The organism is Halobacteriovorax marinus SJ, assembly GCF_000210915.2.
Lineage (GTDB): Bacteria > Bdellovibrionota > Bacteriovoracia > Bacteriovoracales > Bacteriovoracaceae > Halobacteriovorax > Halobacteriovorax marinus.
On the sequence record NC_016620.1, the window covers coordinates 457607 to 476608 of the forward strand.

15 protein-coding genes are annotated in these 19002 nt (G+C 36.9%); 8 read left to right on the forward strand and 7 right to left on the reverse strand.

From position 1 onward, the window contains the following. Positions 1-29: 29 nt before the first annotated feature. Positions 30-1013 carry a response regulator gene (locus BMS_RS02130; protein WP_014243141.1) on the forward strand — a complete coding sequence of 328 codons (984 nt, stop codon included), beginning with the start codon at positions 30-32 and terminating at the stop codon, positions 1011-1013. 1 nt (position 1014) lies between these two features. Here the strand turns inward: BMS_RS02130 and BMS_RS02135 are convergent, their stop codons facing one another. The 3 genes from BMS_RS02135 to BMS_RS02145 are packed head-to-tail and all read right to left on the reverse strand — an operon-like array spanning position 1015 to position 4274. Continuing rightward, the gene (locus tag BMS_RS02135; protein WP_044557196.1) at positions 1015-3144 is read right to left on the reverse strand and encodes an FAD-dependent oxidoreductase; all 2130 of its coding nucleotides are present in this window, start codon (positions 3142-3144) and stop codon (positions 1015-1017) included. Between the two features lie 9 nt (positions 3145-3153). Continuing rightward, complete coding sequence (gene msrB, locus BMS_RS02140) at positions 3154-3684, reverse strand: peptide-methionine (R)-S-oxide reductase MsrB (protein WP_083885934.1); 531 nt, start codon at positions 3682-3684, stop codon at positions 3154-3156. A 53-nt stretch (positions 3685-3737) separates the two neighbouring features. Continuing rightward, the gene (locus BMS_RS02145) at positions 3738-4274 is read right to left on the reverse strand and encodes a CopD family protein (protein ID WP_014243144.1); all 537 of its coding nucleotides are present in this window, start codon (positions 4272-4274) and stop codon (positions 3738-3740) included. Between the two features lie 53 nt (positions 4275-4327). On the opposite strand from BMS_RS02145, the gene BMS_RS02150 reads away from it, so the two are divergent. Next, complete coding sequence (locus tag BMS_RS02150; RefSeq protein WP_014243145.1) at positions 4328-4945, forward strand: histidine phosphatase family protein; 618 nt, start codon at positions 4328-4330, stop codon at positions 4943-4945. Between the two features lie 30 nt (positions 4946-4975). On the opposite strand, the gene BMS_RS02155 is transcribed toward BMS_RS02150, so the two are convergent. Continuing rightward, positions 4976-6556 carry a phosphoenolpyruvate carboxykinase (ATP) gene (locus tag BMS_RS02155; RefSeq protein WP_044557197.1) on the reverse strand — a complete coding sequence of 527 codons (1581 nt, stop codon included), beginning with the start codon at positions 6554-6556 and terminating at the stop codon, positions 4976-4978. Between the two features lie 228 nt (positions 6557-6784). Here BMS_RS02155 and alaS point away from each other — a divergent pair, with 228 nt between their 5' ends. The 3 genes from alaS (at position 6785) to BMS_RS02170 (ending at position 11780) form a co-directional block, all read left to right on the forward strand. Beyond that, positions 6785-9421, forward strand: coding sequence for an alanine--tRNA ligase (gene alaS, locus BMS_RS02160; RefSeq protein ID WP_014243147.1), 2637 nt, complete (start codon positions 6785-6787; stop codon positions 9419-9421). Further along, positions 9422-10732, forward strand: coding sequence for a histidine--tRNA ligase (hisS, locus tag BMS_RS02165; RefSeq protein ID WP_014243148.1), 1311 nt, complete (start codon positions 9422-9424; stop codon positions 10730-10732). 70 nt (positions 10733-10802) lie between these two features. Next, the gene (locus BMS_RS02170; RefSeq protein ID WP_044557198.1) at positions 10803-11780 is read left to right on the forward strand and encodes an alpha/beta fold hydrolase; all 978 of its coding nucleotides are present in this window, start codon (positions 10803-10805) and stop codon (positions 11778-11780) included. Here BMS_RS02170 and BMS_RS02175 read toward each other — a convergent pair. The 3 genes from BMS_RS02175 to BMS_RS02185 all read right to left on the reverse strand — a co-directional run bounded on the left by BMS_RS02175 (position 11777) and on the right by BMS_RS02185 (position 14004). Beyond that, positions 11777-12175, reverse strand: coding sequence for an META domain-containing protein (locus BMS_RS02175; RefSeq protein ID WP_044557199.1), 399 nt, complete (start codon positions 12173-12175; stop codon positions 11777-11779). The two genes, BMS_RS02170 and BMS_RS02175, sit on opposite strands and share 4 nt — an antisense overlap. Positions 12176-12239: 64 nt before the next feature. Beyond that, positions 12240-12734 (reverse strand): hypothetical protein, encoded by a 495-nt coding sequence (locus BMS_RS02180; protein ID WP_044557200.1) that lies wholly within the window; start codon positions 12732-12734, stop codon positions 12240-12242. 211 nt (positions 12735-12945) lie between these two features. Beyond that, positions 12946-14004 carry a helix-turn-helix domain-containing protein gene (locus tag BMS_RS02185; protein ID WP_014243152.1) on the reverse strand — a complete coding sequence of 353 codons (1059 nt, stop codon included), beginning with the start codon at positions 14002-14004 and terminating at the stop codon, positions 12946-12948. 116 nt (positions 14005-14120) lie between these two features. Here BMS_RS02185 and msrA point away from each other — a divergent pair, with 116 nt between their 5' ends. The 3 genes from msrA to BMS_RS02200 all read left to right on the forward strand — a co-directional run bounded on the left by msrA (position 14121) and on the right by BMS_RS02200 (position 18993). Next, a complete protein-coding gene (msrA, locus tag BMS_RS02190; RefSeq protein WP_014243153.1) occupies positions 14121-14618 on the forward strand; it encodes a peptide-methionine (S)-S-oxide reductase MsrA in 498 nt (165 codons plus the stop codon). A gap of 83 nt (positions 14619-14701) precedes the next feature. Then, a complete protein-coding gene (locus BMS_RS02195) occupies positions 14702-15925 on the forward strand; it encodes a TolC family protein (RefSeq protein ID WP_014243154.1) in 1224 nt (407 codons plus the stop codon). Positions 15926-15936: 11 nt separating this feature from the next. Continuing rightward, positions 15937-18993, forward strand: coding sequence for an efflux RND transporter permease subunit (locus BMS_RS02200; protein ID WP_014243155.1), 3057 nt, complete (start codon positions 15937-15939; stop codon positions 18991-18993). The last annotated feature ends 9 nt before the right edge of the window (positions 18994-19002 follow it).

Below are 19002 nucleotides of genomic sequence, written 5' to 3' on the forward strand. Positions count from 1 at the left end.
AAAGGCCCTAAATAGATAATGATATATTCATGAAAAAATTGGATCAAAAACAAATCATAGAGAATTTTGCTGATAATTTTAACTTAACTCCTAGAGAGACAGAAATAGTAGGGCAGCTGCTAAAGCAGATGACAAGTACGAAACAAATTTCAGAGTCTTTAGGGATAAGTACATCTACTGTTAGAAATCATTTCGAAAATATTTTTAGAAAAACAAATTGTGAAAATAAATGTGAAGTTGCTGTTCTTTTATATAAAGAATTATTTTCAAAGATGAAGAGTTTTCAATCTTTAGCAAGAACTCCAAAAGTTCTTGTTGTTGAAGATAATGAAGTAATGTGTGATGTGCTTGCTACATCAATCGAAAACCTTGGAATGATTGTTAGAAAACTTACGGATGCGAAAGAAGTTTTAGCAACATTGGAATCAGAGCGCTTTGATTGTGTTGTTTCAGATATAAGAATGCCTGATATGGATGGCGTTGAACTACTATCAGAGATAAGAAAGTCACATCCAATTTGGCCATTTGTCATTCTAGTCTCTGGTCACCATGACTATGATATCGATGAGCTACTTAACTTTGGTGCAGTAGCCTATGTTCAAAAACCTTTTAAGATAGATGAAATCTTTAAATTAATTTCTGATTACTTTATCGAGGACTTAATACAAAGAAATCAATCTATGATTGAGAGTAAAGAAATCCTTAGGGACTTCGAAAAAGAAGTTCTCGATCTAACTAAAGTCTCTGTTGGAACAGGGGGAGCTTTTATTTCTTTAGAAGATCTTCCAAAGATTGAAGATGCTAGTGTAGGAAGTTTCTATGCCTTTAATGTTAAGCTTGAAGGCGAAGTAAAGACTGTTCAAATTGCAGGTGAAGTTGTTTGGAAAAAAGGTCCAGAGATTCCTAACCCTGGAGTGGGAATTCGATTTGTATCCATCACTCCAAAGGTTGACGAGTATATAAAGAAATTTATTTCTAGAAATAGTATCTCTAGCTTTATTCCAAATATTTAATCTACTTTCTTAACCAAGAGTGATACTTGGAAACGAAAGCAAGAAGTTTATGTGGTTGATTCTTTTTCTTCCACACTCCAGCAAGGTATTTATTTGCTTCGCCAAGACTAGGGTAGACGTGCATTGTAGAAAGTATCTTATTGAGACCAAAACCATTTTTCATAGCACTGGTAAATTCAATAATTAAATCACTTGCGTGAGATGAGACAATTGTTGCACCAATGATTTTATCGCTACCAGGTTTAGTGAGTACTTTTACAAATCCTAACTCTTCACTATCAGCTATAGCGCGGTCCAACTCACTTAATTCAAATTTAGAAACATCATATTGGATACCTTCAATCTTGCAGGTTGATTCATTCTTTCCTACTGTTGCCACTTCTGGGTCAGAGTAGGTAGTCCAAGATATAGAGGAGTAGTCCACCTTAAATTTTTTAAACGCTCCGAAAAGCCCATTGACTGCGCAGTACCAAGCTTGATGAGAGGCCGTATGAGTGAGTTGGTATGGCCCTGCAACATCACCACAGGCATAGATATTTGGTATACTACTTTCTAAAAACTCATTTGTTTCTATCGTTCCATTCTTTCTTATGGAGACACCAAGCTCTTCTAAGTTTAGACCCTGAGTATTTGGAGTTCGACCGATAGCGAGTAAGACTTTATCAAATTCTAGATCTATATCTTGATTGTCTTTTTCAATGATCAAAGTATTGCCCTTGAATTCTTTGGCAGTAGAGTTTAAGTAAACTTGAATACCCTCTTCTTTTAATTGATTTAAAATAAGCTCACTTACATCCTCATCTTCTTTAGCGAGAATTCGATCACTCATTTCAATGAGACTAACGCTAGAACCTAGTCTTTGAAAACTCTGTGCTAACTCTACTCCAATTGGTCCACCACCAATAATCGTGAAGTTCTTTGGTAGCTCTTCAAGTTTCCAGATATTATCAGAACTAAGGTAGTCAACTTGATCAATTCCTTTTATCGCAGGGATGAATGGCCTCGCTCCTGTGGCAATTGTGATATTCTTTGTTGTAATGACTCTTTCGCCAATTTGAACTTCCCACGGAGAGAGAATCGTTGCATTACCACTAATGCAATCGACTCCTAAGTCGCTATATCTTTGGACGCTATCATGGGGTTCAATCTTTTTGATAACTGAATGAACTCTATTCATAATGCTCTTGAAGTCATATTTTACTTCAACGCTTTCAATTCCATATTTATGAGCATTCTTAGCTTGATAGATCGCCTTAGCACTCTTAATTAAGGCCTTGGAGGGAACACAGCCTGTATTTAAACAGTCTCCACCCATTTTCTCTCTCTCAATGAGTGCTACTTTTGCTTTAACGGCAGCACCAATATAACTGGTTACTAGTCCTGCTGCGCCACCACCTATAGCGACCATATTGTAATCATATTTCTTTGGTTTTCTAAATCTCTTGTAGATCTTTCTCTTTCTAATCACGTTCATCAGCTTCTTGGCCAGGAATGGAAAGATTGCTAGAAGAGAGAAGGAGAGAATTGTCTTTGCTTGAAAGACTTCATTCGCCGAGTTAATGGTAGAGAGCTGTGAGCCGGCGTTTACGTAAATTAATGTTCCAAGTAGCATACCTATTTGAGAAATAAAGAAGTAGGTAAGCATTTTTATTTTTGTTAATCCCATAAGAAGATTTATTAAGAAAAATGGAAATGCAGGAATAAGTCTTAGGCTTAATAAATAGAGGTGCCCATCTTTCTCTATTCCTCTATTGATCTTATCTAGTGTTGTACGGAATTTATTCTGTACAAAATCTCGAAGTAGAAATCTCGCCGCTAGAAACGAGAGAGTCGCTCCAATAGTACTAGCAAATGAAACGATTATAGTTCCTTTGAAGGTTCCAAAGATAGCTCCTCCTCCCAGTGTTAGGATAACTGCACCAGGTATTGAGAGAGCTGTGGAGAGTGTGTAGATAAGGAAGTAGGAGATAATAGTTTTGCTTGGATTTAAGCGGTAGTACTCAAGCAGGGCCTCTCTATTTTCTTTAAGAAAATCAATGGAGAGATATTGAGTTAAATTAAATTTATAAGTTATAGCAAAGAGAGCAATTATAAAAAGTAATAGGGTGATCTTTAGAGAATTTTTTTTCATAGAGGTATCTTACTTCTTTGGAATTAATATTAGTGAGACTGAGTTTAAACAATAGCGAAGACCGCTTGGCTCTGGGCCATCATTAAATACGTGACCTAAATGAGCTCCACAACGAGAGCATAGAACTTCTGTTCGGCTCATTCCGTAAGTTGAGTCGTGCTTCTCTTCAATGGCCGATTTATCTAATGGCATCCAAAAACTTGGCCATCCTGTTCCTGACTTATACTTTGTTTTGGAGGAAAAGAGATGCTTACCACAATTAGAACAAATATAAGTACCTTCTCTTTTTTCGTCCCAATACTTTCCTGTGAAGGCTCTCTCTGTTCCGGCTTCTCTAGTCACTTCGTATTGTAGTGGTTCAAGGACGCTCTTCCAGTATTTCTCATCTTTAGACTTCCAATCAACTTTATCAACATCTAATGATGAGAGGTGGCTTTCGCCAAATTCTTTACCTTCTCCTGCGGCGGACTTTTTGAAAATATTGGCCACACAGCTACTCAATAATAGGGAACTTAGAATGATGAAGATTAACTTTTTCATATATTCTCCTTACTCTCTAGATGAGTGCTTTGAGGTGAGTATTTGTGACAAATTTATTTAAGTCTCTGTTTTCTATAGGCTTTTATTCCAATCATAAGAAGAATACTGAGGAGAACGAGTCCTGCTAGCCCCTTCCACATAGACATTATACTTTGCAAGATAACGAGGAAGACTATAGCAAAGAGTAGAAGTGTTGCAACTTCATTCCATACTCTGAGCTTATTTGAACTCCACTTGTATTGATCATTCTGTAGTTCTTTAAAGATACGCTGACAAATAAAGTGATAAATATACAACAATAAGACGAAAGCCAATTTTGCTAGAAGCCACGGGTGATCTGTTATTGGGAAGTAGACATGAATAAGACTTGGGCCAAAGATAAGAGTTAAAATAGCTGATGGCCAAGTTATTCCATACCAAAGTCGTTTGGACATAATCTTAAATTGATTAGTGAGTATTGCTCTTTCGCTCTCTTCTTTTTCCTGCGCTTCTGTTTGGTAGATAAAGAGTCTTACAATATAAAATAGTCCCGCAAACCATGTTACAATAAAGATTATGTGCAGTGCTTTTAGATAGGGAAATGCTTCCACGTTTTTTCCTTTTTCTTAAATATTAACATAATTAGATAGGTGCGAGTAGCAATATGAAGATTGAGTTCTATATATTTAGACACGGGCAAACTGACTGGAATAAGTTGCGTAAGGTTCAAGGAAAAATGGATATTCCTCTCAATGATTTTGGGAGAGAAGAAGCACTAAAGTTAAAAAGTTTTTTTCAAGATATAGATATAGAAAAAGTTTATACCTCAGACTTAAAGAGAGCTTTTGAAACGGCTAAAATAACTTTTTCAGATAAAGATCTTACTCTTGAAACGAGTGAGAGACTTAGAGAGGCGAACTTCGGAGAAGTTGAGGGCATGAATGTGGAGGACTTACTGAATCAGTATTCTACAAAGTTTTGGGATATCCATATTGGCGGCGAAGAGGCGGATGATTTCTCCTATCCAGGAGGAGAGACGCGAAGAGAAGTTCGGGAAAGGGTTGTTTCACAAATCTTAGATATTAAGAGAGAGGGGAAGTATTCTAAAGTTGCAATTAGCACTCATGGTGGAAGTTTAAGATCATTGATTCATCACTTTCTACCGCCTCAAAATGAGTTGATAAAAATACCAAATTGCGTGGTCTATAAATTAATTTTTAATGGTGATGAACACTTTGTCGAAGGGCCATTTAATAATGAAGAGGATCTTTGTTATAGATAAAAAAGGCAGCCGAAGCTGCCTTGTGTTTTATTATTTGTGAGTTGGTGCGCCAGAGAGATTCTTCTGGTAGAAGTCTCCAAAGTTTTCCATCTGCTTATGGAAAGAGCTCGCAAGCTCCTTTGCTTTTTCTGAATACGCACTAGAGTCTTGCCAAGTTTGTTGTGGCTTTAGTAATTCTCCAGGAACATCTTCTACAGCACATGGGATACTTAAGTTAAAGATAGGATCGTTTTCAAAGGCAACATCATCGAGTTTATTTGCTTGAATTGATCTGATGATTTTTCTTGTAACTTTTAGAGGGAATCTTTGTCCTTCTCCGTAAGCTCCACCAGTCCATCCTGTATTGATGAGCCAAACTTTAATATCGTATTTATCTAAGTATTGACCTAGAAGTTCAGCGTAAACACTTGGGTGTCTAAGCATGAAAGGTGCACCGAATAGAGGAGAGAAAGTCGCTTGTGGCTCTTTAACTCCAATTTCTGTTCCAGCAAGCTTCGCTGTATATCCTAGAACAAAGTAGAACATCGCTTGTTCTTTAGTGAGTTTTGATACTGGAGGAAGAACACCAAAAGCATCAGCACATAGGAAGAAAATATCTTTTGGAATTTTTCCCTTAGACGAAGTTTCTAATTCCTTAATGAAGCTAAGAGGGTATGAAGACCTTCCATTTTCAGCAATAGATTTGTCGTCAAAATCAACTTTACCTGTTTGCTCATCTAAGACAACGTTCTCAAGCATCGCTCCAAATCTATTTGAAGCATCCCAAATTTCTGGTTCAGTGGCCTTAGATAACTTATAAGTTTTAGCGTAACAACCACCTTCAAAGTTGAAGATACCTTCATCACTTAATCCATGCTCATCGTCTCCAATGAGGTAAGTTCCTTCGTCTGTTGAAAGAGTTGTTTTTCCTGTTCCAGATAGACCAAAGAATACAGAAACATCTTCATTCTCAAGACGAGAAGCACCTGAGTGCATAGGAAGAATATTTTCTTCTGGAAGTCTGTAGTTCATGGCCGCGAACATACTCTTCTTGATCTCTCCAGCATAAAGAGTTCCACAGATAATTGTTGTATTTGTATCTAAGCACGTTACAACAGCAGTCTCGGTCTTAGTTCCAAATTCACTTGGATCAAGTTTTAATTCAGGAGCATGAAGGATTGTATAGTCCGTATCGTTGAACTCTCTAGATTTTTCTCTAAAGAGGTGCTTAGAAAAAAGTGCGTGCTGTGGGTGAGATGTAATTAGTCTCGCACCAATATTGTGTTTTTGATGAGCTCCAACTGATCTCTCTGTGATGTAGAGGTCACCTGCTTGGTTTAAATAATTAATAACTTTTGTCTTTAGCGCTGCAAATGTTTCGCTAGTCATTGGAAGAAGATTATTCTCCCACCAAACTGGTCCTGCTGTCGTTTCTGTTTTTACGATATATCTATCGTTGGCAGATCTTCCTGTGTGCTTACCTGTGAGAACACTTAGGGCACCGTCAGAAGTTAATCTTCCGTATCCCTTTCTCACGGCTTCTGCCACTAGAAAACTTCTAGATGAGTCTAAATATATTTTATGCTCTCCGCGTTCAGTATTAATTCCCAGTTCTTTGTAGAAATTATCCATATTGAATCTCCTCACTTTAATTCAGTGGATGTTTGCTAGCTTAAGCTAATATTTACTATTAGATTTGAATACTAGATACTAAACTGAAATAATCTATTTGGCACCCCCAAAATAGGCCTTAATATTCATCTTTTTTCGCGATATTCTCTTGAAACTTTTGGCGAAGTGAGTAAGTTGTTATATAACTAAAATTAAAAAATATAACATCTTGCGTAAGGTTCCAATTCAATGAAAAAACTGAATTCTAGAGAGATTAGAGAGAAATTTCTCGATTACTTTGAAAAGCACAATCATTTAAAAATTAAGGCCGCATCAGTTGTTCCTCAAAATGATCCGACATTACTTTTTATCAATTCAGGTATGGCCCCTCTAAAGCCATATTTTCTTGGAAAGGAAGAACCTCCAAATAAGAGATTATGTAACTTTCAACCTTGTATAAGAACTAAAGATATTGATGACGTAGGTGATAGACACCATTTAACGATCTTCGAGATGATGGGTTCTTGGTCAATTGGAGACTACTACAAAGAGTTAGCGTGTTCACTGGCCTACGGTTTATTAGTCGATGAGTTAGGTTTTGATCCAAAGAGACTTTACTTCACTGTCTATGGTGGAAATGAAGCTCTAGGTATTAAGCCCGATCATGAATCAGTTGAAGCGTGGAAGAAATGTGGCGTTCCAGAGGACCACATCGTTATGTTAGGCGATGATAACTTCTGGGGACCGGCCGGAGAGACTGGACCATGTGGACCATGTACTGAAGTATTCTTTGATTGTGGTCCAGAGTACGGGCCAGAGTATAAGCCAGGTAAGCACTTTGATGACGTTTCAAGATATATTGAAATTTGGAATGCTGGCGTTTTCATGGAACTCAATAAGAAGAAAGATGGAAGTTTTACGCCACTACCACTTAAGTCTGTAGACACTGGTTCTGGACTAGAGCGTTTGGCGATGGTTATGAATGGGCACGACTCTGTTTATGAGACGGATCTTATGCAACCGCTGATGGATATCTCTCACAAGCTTTTAAAGTCTGATGGAAGTGAGGCCTTTACAAAGAAAGCTAGAATGTTAACTGATCACATCCGTGCTGCAGTCTTTATTCTAAGCGAAGGGGTCACTCCATCTAACGAGGGACAAGGTTATATTCCTAGAAGATTAATTAGAAAGTGTGTTGCTGCACTTATGGCAAAGAAAGCTTCTAAGATTGACTTCTCTGAGATGGTTGATCTCATTGTTGAGATGATGAGCGATTATTATCCTCAGATTAAATCGGCAAAAGAGATGATCACTTATAATTTAAATAATGAAATAAATGACTTTATTCCAATTGTTAAAACTGGACTTGAGCTTATTGAAAAAGAGCTTGCTGAAAATAAGTCTTCCAATAAATCCTTCCCTGGTAAAGTTGCCTTTGACTTGGTGACGACACACGGTCTTCCACTTGATGTTTTAAAGTCAGACCTCTCGGATAGAGAAATTGAACTTGATCAAGCAGAGTATGATAAGTGTTACGAAGAACATAGAAAGGCCTCTAGAGTAATCTCAAGAAAGGGAGCTTCTGGTGACCAAGAAAAAGTAGAAGAGCTGGTAGCAAAATTATCTACTACTGACTTTGTTGGCTATGAAACGGAAGAAACTACTTCTAAAGTAAATCTTTTAATTAAGGACTCTGAAAAAGTTGACTCTGTAAAAGAAGGTGAGAGCTTTCTTTTTACGACGGTGAAGACTCCTTTCTACGGAGAGTCTGGTGGACAGATTGGTGACTGTGGTTGGGCCACGACAGATTCAGCAAAAGTTGAAATTGTAGATACGATGAAGGTTGGAAAAATTCACGTTCACGTTGCCAATGTTATTTCAGGTGAAGTTAAAGATGGAAGTGAAATTCAATTAAAAGTTGATTCTGAAGTTAGATCAGATATAAAGAGAAACCACTCTGCAACTCACTTACTGCATGCAGCTCTTCACAAAGTTGTTGGAAAGCATGCTGTTCAAAAGGGATCTCTCGTTAGATCCGATAGACTTCGTTTTGACTTTCAAAATCAAAGTGCAGTGACAAAAGAAGAACTCGATAAAATTGAGGCCCTCACTAATCAGTGGATCATGGAGAACTCTGGTAGTGAAACTGATCTTCTAGATTACGATGCTGCTATTGAAAAAGGTGCCATCGCTCTCTTTGGTGAAAAGTATGATTCGAAGGTTAGAGTGATTTCTTTTGGAGAAAATTCTGTCGAGTTATGTGGTGGAACTCACGTTTCAAGAACTGGTGATATTGGACTTATGCTCATTACTTCAGAGTCTTCTGTGGCGAAGGGGATAAGAAGAATTGAAGCCGTCACTGGTAGAGAAGCTTATAAGTTACTTCAAGAAAGAAATAATATCTTAAGAAAGACGAGTGAGCTTCTAAGTGTTAAGCCTTCTGAGTTTGAAAGTAAGATTCAAGAGCTTAAGAAGAAGTCTTCAGCAAAGAAAGCTGCGCCTAAGAAAGTTTCAGCAACTGATACAAAATTTGAAAATGAAAATAAAATTGAAGTATCGGGACAAAAAATCTTTGTGGCCCAGTTAAATGATAATGCTGATGTATTAAAAGATTTGGGAGATCAGCTCTTGGCCAAGGGTGAGTATAAAATTATTTGCTTGGCCGGAAATGATGGAAAAACAATTCGTGCCTTCTCTTGGGTTGGTGATGATTTAAATAAGAAAGTTAAGGCAGGGGATCTCTTAAAAGAGCTGCTTAAGCCGGTTGGCGGAAGAGGAGGAGGAAAGCCTCACTTCGCTCAAGGTGGATCACCTGATGTGGCCTCAATGGGGAAGATTTTCAGCAATATTTCAAACGTTGAAAGCTTCTTAAAGGAAAAGCTATAAATGGCACTTAATAAAAAACCATATAAAGGAACTCGTGACTTCTTTCCAGCGGATAAGAGAGTTCAAGACTATATCTTTAATAAAATGAGAAGCTCGGCCGAAGCTTTTGCCTTTGAAGGTTATGAAGGACCGATGCTAGAAGAAGTAGCTCTATATAAAGCGAAGTCTGGTGAAGAGCTGATTAACGAGCAGATTTACTCATTTGAGGATCGTGGCAATAGATTTGTGGCCATTAGACCTGAGATGACTCCTACTGTTGCAAGAATGGTGGCGCAAGTTCATAGAGAAATTCCAAAACCAATTAAATGGTATTCAATCCCAAACCTTATGCGCTACGAGAAACCTCAAAGAGGAAGACTTAGAGAGCACTGGCAATTTAATTGTGATATTTTTGGTGAAGTTGGAAGAAGTAGTGAAATCGAAATTCTTCAACTTATAACTCATCTCTTTAATAGCTTTGGTGCAAACTCTGAGCACTTTGAAATTCTTATCAACGATAGAGAGATAGTTAATATTGTCTTTAATGACTTAATGAAAATTGATGAAGAGACTTCTTATAAACTCTATAAAATTGTAGATAAGGCCAAGAAGGTTAAGCCAGAAGGGCTAGAAAAAATGATCTCTGAGCTTAACTTAAGTAGCGAAGCGGAAGCGATCTTTAAGAAATATCTCTCGCTTCAAAACTTTGAAGAACTCTTCTCTTTCTTAGAAGAAAAAGGTTATGGCGAAAAATCAAATGGATTTAAAGAGCTCTTTCAAATCACATCTGAGATTGGATTAAAAGATTACCTAGTCTATGACCCTACAATTGTAAGAGGACTAGACTATTATACGGGAATTGTTTTTGAGGTCTTTGATAAGAACCCTGAAAATAGAAGGGCCTTATGTGGTGGAGGGGCCTATGCCAATCTTCTACAAATATTCAATGAAAATCCTGTTCCAGGTGTAGGCTTTGGACTCGGTGATGTTACACTAACTGACTTTCTGATCACTCATAAACTTATGCCAGATCTCTCTAAGAATGAAGTAGACCTCTATCTAACATTTCAGTCAGATAGGGCGGTCGCTAAAAACTTTGAACTAGCAAATAAAGTAAGAGAAATGGGATTTAAATCTCTTAACTCTCTAGAGACCATTAAGTTTAAGAAAGTTTTCTCAAATGCTGATAAATTTGGCGCGCGCTTTGTTTCTATTCTTGGTGATAAGGAATTAGATGAAGGATTCTTTCAGGTAAAAAATCTTGCGACTAAAGAATCTTTTGATATTAAATTTAGTGAGCTTGATAAGTTAAGAGAGCTTTTAAACGCTTAGACTTCTTTAGACAAAATTCTATTCAGACAAAAACTAAGTTATAATGACTCCAATATTTAAAGGAGTCATTATGAATAAAATCTTATTAATCCTATTGGGATTAACTCTTGTTTCTTGTGCGAGTACTAATAAATTAAAATTTGATAGTGAGCTAACAGGATTTGATTACCCTCATGAAGTAAAGACATTTAATTTCACTTCTCAAAGACAAAATCTGGCCATGAGATATATGGATATCGGAAGTGAGAATGAAAAGGTTGCAGTCCTTTTACATGGAAAGAATTTCTCTGGTTATTACTGGGAGAGAGTGATGAATGAACTTAATAGTAAGGGATATAGAGTCATCGTTCCTGATCAAATTGGATTTGGTAAAAGTACAAAGCCAGAGAGCTATCAATATTCTTTTGCTCAATTAGCGACTAATACTCACGCACTTTTAAGCTCTCTTGGAATAAAGAAGTTTACTGTTGTTGGTCATTCAATGGGAGGAATGCTCGCTGTTCATATTGCAACAATGTTTAAGAACGAAGTTTCTAAACTAGTACTTGTTAATCCAATTGGTCTTGAAACTTATCTTGATCTTGTTGAGTTTAAAGACCCTGAGTTCTTCTATGGGAATGAGCTTAAGAAAACAGTTGAAATGTTTAGAAACTATCAGAAAAAAAATTACTATGATGGTGACTGGAATGAAACTTATGAAGAGCTTCTTACTCCATTTAAAGGGTGGAAGAATGGTAATGATTGGGATCTTGTAGCGTGGAATAATGCACTTACTTACTCACCAATTTTCTCTGATGATATCGTTGAGAAATTTAGCAAAGTTTCTGCACCTATTTATTTAATCAATGGAACTCGCGATAAGACCGGGCCAGGAAGAGGTTGGAAGAGACCAGGAGTAACTAAAGTCATGGGTGATTACAAGAAGCTTGGTAAGGCAATTAAGAAGAAAAATAGAAAAGTTAAATTAATTGAGCTAAAGGGCTTAGGACATATGCCGCAGTTTGAAGACTACGACACATTCTCTAAAGTTTTCTATCCAATTTTTTAATCACGAATAGCTTTAAAAATAACCTTTCCATCTTTTGCTAAGAGGGAGAGGTTATTTCCTCTGATCTCATAGCGGTTTACAAGTGGTAGAGACTGGAAAAAAAGAAACTCATAGTTATTCAATTTTCCAAAACATAATTTCTTAGTCGAACCAGTTTGCGAAATAGATAAAACTTCTCCATCGACTTTATACTTTCCAAAATAACTATTACAGCTTGAACTTCCTGCCAGGCTATCTTCTAATTTGAAATTTAAGTTGGCATTGGCATCACTTATAAGTGTGACATTTTGAATGTCTGTAACTTTCCAATTCCCTAGAATACTTGGTTGGGTAACTTTCTTTAGGCCACTACACGCGACTAATTGCAGGGAGAGTAGAATTAAAATAACTTTCATATTTATTCCTTTGTTAGAAATTGAAAGCATTTTAACACTAATCCAAGTGAGACTAAAAGCGTAATTATTTCCAGTTTGCGTAGAGAATTTGGTGCTTATTATTCAAGCTATTAAAGACAGACTTCTTTGTACTTCTCATATGATTTGTCTCTAGCTGTGGCGATAGCGTAACAAATTGATAATTGCCAAAGTGGCGAGTTTTAAAAGTAATAACACCGTCTTTAATTGTGTATGATCTCTTTGAGAGAACACCAATAACAGAAATATTGTCACTTGTTTGTGAGTGGTAGATTATGTGAAGGTTATTTGGAATATTATTCGAATTGATTTTGTAGCTTACTTCAATTGGAGTTCCAATTTTAAAATTGGCTTCGCCCTCTGATGGTCTTACGTTGATTGGTCCAGATACTGATTCAACTTTATCGATAATACTGAATTGTCTTATAAACTTCTTAGTAGCGAGGTCGTCGCCCTTATCAATCAAAATATCAGTCGTGTTTGAGCTTAAGATATTATCATGAGTTACACTAATGCCAGCAGGGGCATGACTCGTGTACATAATAAGACCCGCATCCTCATTATTGATGTTATTAAAATAAACTCTCACTAAACCTATGACGAGAAGAACCGCCAGGGGTGCAATAAACTTTATTTTATTGTTGAATATGTGCCAAACTTCCGAAACCATGGCTATATTTTAAATGAAATAGGGCTTTAGAAGTGTGCAGAAAGTCTTATTTCTCTGGGCTTAAAGTCCCAATATGCGAGAATTATAGGGCCCTAAACCAATTTTCCCAGATTCTATCAGGGGAAGTCGCATCAAATTTAATAGATCGATTGGCGCCTTTTTGAACATCTCTTGGCAATTGTTCAAAGAACTTCTTGAAGGCCCTTGTAAAACTAGATTCACTCTCAAAGCCAGATTCATACGAGATCTGAGATATTGTTTTATTATTAGTTTTAATAGAGAGGGACCTATAGGCACGGACCAATCTTCTCTCCTTTACATATCTCATAATCCCACCATTTTGAGTTGGAAAGAGTCGATAGAGAGTCGATTTCGTTAAGTTAAATTCTGCAAGTATGAGAGGAATACTAAGCTCTGTGTTAGAGAGATTCTCTTCAATATAATTCTTTATTCTAAAGATGAGGGCAACATTCTTGTCAGGACTATAGTGTGAGGTTTCATTGTTTGGATTATAATTGATCGCCGCACAGACCATCTCCACACTTGGACTCACAACAGAGTGGGCAAAGTCATTTGTAATTTTTGTTATATTCGCTTGCAGGGAGAGGATATGTGAGTGAAGAAGTGAAGCGAAGGGATTTTGTTGCGTATCTAAAATGAGTCCATGCAGTAGATCTTCATTTGGAACCTTGCCTTTAAGAAGTCTGCGTGGAATCACGAGAGTTAGATTTCTAAATTGTTTATTAAATGCTTTCCAAGGTCTTGAGGTATCAATGATAATTAAAGAGCCGCGAGGACAATTAAATTGATCATTTTGTAATTCTCTTGTTGTATCTCCGCTAATAAACATTTGAACAAGAATATGATCGAGTCCATCCTTGGCAATCTTAGACTTACTGCGCTCAAAGTATTGATCAAGAGTCGTACAGTCGATGAGCATAATCTCACTTAAAAGAAAGCTATGAATTTGGGCCTCAAAGCGGCTGACAATTTCTTTATCTGCTTCTGTATCAAAAACAATTCCCATACTTTCTTTATACACATCAAGCTTATCTTTCTTGTTGTAAGTATCTGTATTAAAAGTGGAATAGGGAACTTTCTTGGTCAAAATAAAGCCTTTATACTTCTTAGTTAAGTGCATTAATTCTTTCTCTTGAATAGAGCTCTGGCCACTTAAGAAAACATAAATTTTCTAGTGAACATGAATAGACATTATAAGCTGTAAATTATAGATATAAGGAATTCGAGGAGTTATCTATGAGTGAGTTAAGTACTGATTATATTATTCTGGCGGGTGGTTGTTTCTGGGGAATGGAGCAATTATTTAGGGAGCTAGAGGGTGTTGAAAGTACAGATGTTGGATACACTGGTGGAAAGCTCGTAAATCCTACTTATAAAGACGTGAAAACAGGTGAGACTAATCACGCAGAGGCCATTAAGATAACTTTTGAAACTTCTAAGATTAGCATTGATGAAATTCTCCATTTCTTTTTCAAAATACACGATCCTACTACAGTTAATAGGCAGGGAAATGATATTGGAAGCCAGTACCGCTCAGCAATTTTCATAAGAAGTGATGAGCAAAGAGAGGCGGCCTTAAAAGTTATTAAGGAAGTCGAAGGTCTTGGGCGCTTTAATGGTGATGTTGTAACTACGCTTGAAGACGAAAGAGAGTTCTACTTGGCCGAAGATTTCCATCAAGATTATCTTTTAAAAAACCCTATGGGCTATACTTGTCACTTTATTAGAAAATAATCGTCTAATGTGCGCATATTCCTGTTTGGCACTTCGAACTCTTCGATTGTTATTGAACTTAACTATGTCTATAATTCTAGGCTATGAAAAAGATTATTATAACTGGCCTTCTAACACTTAGTTTTACTTCCAACGCTTCAGTTGAGGAGTTATTTTTAAAATCCCTAGAAACTTCAAATGAAGTGAAAATTATTGATTTGCAAGAGCGAAAGACTATTGCAGAGCTGGATCAAACTGTAACCACTCTGTATCCTTCGATTAATCTTGTTAATAGAAATCAATATGGGAATGAATCTTACCAATCAAAATCTGGACTGAAGAAGTTTGATAGTAGTATTGCACTTTCTTTAGAACAAAAGATTTTTCAAGGTGGGGCAGAGTTCTCAATTTATAAGCTTCACAAAATAGTTCCTAAAAAGGCCTTAGCTGCTAAAGAGCAAAAGCTTGCTGAATACTTTGCACTTTTTAGCTCTTACTATTTTCAACTTTCTTCGGCCCTCGAGGAAAAGAGAGAAGTTTCTAAACTTCTGGTGAACTTAGAAAAGAGAGTAAGACTAGTAAGAAAGAGAACAAAAATTGGTCGAGATAGAAAGGCTGATCTCTATGCCCTCGAATCTCAATACGATAGATTAAAAGCAGACCTAATCGATACTGAGAGTAAACTTGAAGAGGCGAGAAAGAATTTCTTAAACTTTTCAGGTCTTAAGTCTGCAGGAAACTTTGAAAGAAGAGTTGATCCTTTTGCACTTAATCTTAATGAGAGTGTGGATTTAGAAAATCGTCCAGAGCTTAAAAGCTTAGAACTTGAGTATGAGACATCTCTTACTCGTGCAAAGATAGAGAAGTCTAGTTACTTTCCACAAGTTACTCTTGGATCAAATTACTATTTAGATAAATCTTATACTGGTCGCGATGAATGGGATGTTAGCGTAAATCTAACAATGAATATTTTTGATTTTGGAAAGACGGCGGCATCATATGATACGCAGAATATTCAAGCTCTTATCGATAAAACTAGATTGCAATACAACCGCTCTAACTCGGATAGAGAGTGGTCTAACTTTGTAAAAGTTTTCAATCATAAGAAGAGTCAACTAGCTTCTCTTAAGAAATCACTTTCTCAAATAAAAGCTTCATACACAGAGCAAGTAAAGGATTTAGACAAGGGTCTAGTGGCCCAAATCGATGTGATTCGCTCTCTAGATGATGTGATTAATTTAGAAAAACTTTATATTAAGGCCGCTCTCGAGCTTAAGTCTCTTTATTACCAATCGAAGGCCTACTTAGGCGAATACCCAAAGAAGTAAGAAGGTAGAAAATGAATATTTCAGAAATCTCAATTAAGAATCCAGTCTTTTCTTGGATGATTATGTTTTCGTTAATTCTCTTTGGGATTCTAGGCTTTAAAGAGCTAGGTATTAATGAAAACCCTGATGTCGATTATCCATCTGTTTCGATTTCATACTCCTATGATGGTGCAACTCCAGAAGTTGTCGAAAAAGATGTTCTAGAGCCGGTTGAGTCTGTTCTCGTTTCTATGCAAGGTGTGAAGGATATGACTTCTACTGCAAATAGGGGATCGGGAAGAATAGAGCTAGAGTTTACACTCGATAAAGACATTGATTTTGCGCTTCAAGAAGTTCAGACACTAATTGGTCGTGCCCAGAGACAGTTACCGGATACTGTTGAGCCTCCTACTGTAACGAAGTCAAATGCAGCGGATGATCCAATTCTCTATCTTGCCATTACATCTGAAACCTTGAACGAACGTGAATTAAATATTCTCTTTAAAGATGGAATTGTCGATAGACTCACTACAATTGAAGGTGTGTCGGAAGTTAGGGCCTTTGGTGCAAGAGATCCGATGATGAGAATTGATGTGGATGCTAAAAAACTTAGAAGTTACCAGCTCACATTAACTGATATTATCGATACTTTGGCCAGGGAGCACGTAGAGCTTCCTGCTGGAAAGTTTGAGGATATCAATAAAGAAGAAAGTTTAAGAGTTCTTGGTGAAGGTAAGACTGTAGAAGACTTCAGAGAAATGATTATCAGTAAGAGGGGTGGAAGGGCCAACTATGTGCCAATCAAACTTTCAGATGTTGCCTATATTCACAAAGGTGTAGAAAATAGAACAAGAATCTCAAGAGTTGATGGAATACCTTCTCTTTCAATGCCAATCTACAAGCAGCGTGGAGCTAACGCAGTTGATGTTGCAGATAGAGTAAAGGTAAGAGTTGATGAAATTAGTGCTTCTCTTCCTGAAGGAACAAATCTTTCTGTAAACTTTGATAGAACGCAATTTGTTAGACTCTCTATTGATGAGCTTATTCAAAACTTAATTATTTCGGCCCTACTAACATCATTTGTATGTTGGATCTTCTTAAATTCGATTTCTGCAACAATTAATATTCTATTAGCAATTCCGACTGCCATTATTGGAACTTTCGCTTTTATGCATCTCTTTGGTTTCACTCTCAATACATTTTCATTCTTAGGACTGACCTTGGCGATTGGGATTGTGGTTGATGATGCGATTGTGATGCTCGAAAATATTGTTCGTTATGCAAAGATGGGCAATGATAAAGTTCAGGCTTCTTTTAAGGGGAGTAGGGAGATAACATTTGCTGTTCTTGCTACGACTGCAGTTCTTATCGCAATCTTTGCTCCAATATCACTAATGCCAGGTATTGAGGGACGTTTCTTTAGAGAATTTGCTCTCACTTTATGTGTGGCGGTAGCGCTCTCTTCACTAGAGGCGCTTACTCTTGCTCCGATGAGATGTTCACAATTTTTAAATGTGACTTCAAAAGGTATTTTTATCCACCACTGGGTTGATAAGATGGTGGAGTTTACCAGAGATCTTTATGCGAAGCTTTTAAAGAGTGCCCTAAAACATAAAATTCTCGTTCTAGGTGGTTCGGTACTAATCTTTGGACTATCACTTCTTTCTTTAAATCATATTAATAAGGAATTTGCTCCTGAAGCTGATAGAAGTTTTATGTTTGTAATCTTTATCGCTCCTGATGGTAAGAGTCTTGATTATACTAATGAAAAAGTTAAGCAGTATGAAAAGATCGTACAAGCAAATGAGAATGTTCAAAGAGTTATTGTCTCTGTTGGTGGTGGTCGCGGTGTCTCTACTGGTAATAGAGGATTTGGTGTTGTAATTTTAAAAGATCGTAGCGAGCGTAAGAAGAGTCAATTTGAAGTTGCGGCAGATCTTAGAAAAGAGCTGAAGCAAATTGAAGGGATTCATATCATCGTTAGAGACCGTATGGGATCTGCTATTAGTGGTCGAAGAGGAAGTCCTGTTGAATTTACAATTACAGGTCCAGACTTAGCCGTTCAAAGAGAATTATTTGAAAAATTTAGAAAAGAGATGAGTGATTCAGGCCTTATGGTTGGAATTCGTTCCGATGATACAGGAGAGTTACCAGAGGTTCATATTACACCTGATCGCCTTAAGGCCCAGGAGCGAGGAGTTGAAATTAACACTATCGCTCAAACTCTGAATATCGGTGTTGGTGGTGTAACAGGTGGCAAGTATACAGAGGGCGGTAGACGTTATGATATCTTTGTTCAATTACAAGAAAAGGATAGATTGCCAGACACTATCTCTTCACTGCTTCTACAAAATAATAGAGGAGAGTTTGTAACGTTAACGGATGTTGTCGATATTAATCCTGCTTTTGGACCACAGAGTATTTATAGAGAAAATAGAACTCGTGGTGTTCGTGTGGATGCAAACTTAAGTAATAATGTGACTCAGAGTGAGGCCTTTGACTTTATAAAGAAAATTGCTCCAAATATCTTACCTGAGAAATATAGTATCAACTTCTCAAAAGATTTAAATGAGTCACTTATAAATATTGTTCTTATTATGATCTTAGGTCTTGTTATCGCTTATATGGTTTTAGGGAGTCAGTTCAATTCATTTGCTGATCCATTAACTGTATTTCTAGCTGTTCCATTTGGATTAACCGGTTCTTTCTTAGCTCTCTTAGCAACAGGTCAAACTCTTAATATCTACTCGATGATTGGTATTCTCCTTACAATGGGAATTGTAAAGAAGACCTCGATTCTCATCGTAGAATTTTCTAATCAACTTAGAGATGAAGGGAAGACTTTAGAAGAAGCGGTTATTGAAGCCTGTACGACGAGATTTAGACCAATTATCATGACGACTTTTACTACTCTTGCCTCAGCTGTTCCGGCGGCAGTTATGACAGGTGCAGGTTCAGAGACAAGAATGCCAATGGCCTTAGTTATTTTAGGTGGTGTGTCTCTTGCTACAATATTTACATTATTTGTTGTGCCTAGTTTTTATACTTTAATTGCTAGACCTAGAAGAAAAATTCTAAGAGAAGAGTAAATGGCAAAG